This window comes from uncultured Oceanisphaera sp., from assembly GCF_947495715.1.
Taxonomy (GTDB): Bacteria; Pseudomonadota; Gammaproteobacteria; order Enterobacterales; family Aeromonadaceae; genus Oceanimonas; species Oceanimonas sediminis.
Genome location: NZ_CANLZU010000070.1, coordinates 1 through 278, shown reverse-complemented (window position 1 = coordinate 278; position 278 = coordinate 1). Strand labels below are relative to the sequence as shown.

Here is a 278-nt window from a genome sequence, read left to right as displayed (position 1 = left end):
GCCCAGATAGCTCAGTCGGTAGAGCAGGGGATTGAAAATCCCCGTGTCGGCGGTTCGATTCCGTCTCTGGGCACCATTTTCGGTGCTTTTATATAAAAGTCCAACGCCCAGATAGCTCAGTCGGTAGAGCAGGGGATTGAAAATCCCCGTGTCGGCAGTTCGATTCTGTCTCTGGGCACCATTTTAACGCAAGTGCCAAACGCCGGCATAGCTCAGTTGGTAGAGCAACTGACTTGTAATCAGTAGGTCCCGAGTTCGACTCTTGGTGCCGGCACCAT

3 tRNA genes are annotated in these 278 nt (G+C 52.9%); all 3 read left to right on the top strand.

From position 1 onward, the window contains the following. The 3 genes from Q0753_RS16630 to Q0753_RS16620 all read left to right on the top strand — a co-directional run bounded on the left by Q0753_RS16630 (position 1) and on the right by Q0753_RS16620 (position 277). Positions 1 to 76, top strand: a tRNA-Phe gene (locus Q0753_RS16630). Between the two features lie 29 nt (positions 77 to 105). After that, positions 106 to 181: transfer RNA gene (locus tag Q0753_RS16625), tRNA-Phe, on the top strand. Positions 182 to 201: 20 nt separating this feature from the next. After that, positions 202 to 277, top strand: a tRNA-Thr gene (locus Q0753_RS16620). The last annotated feature ends 1 nt before the right edge of the window (position 278 follow it).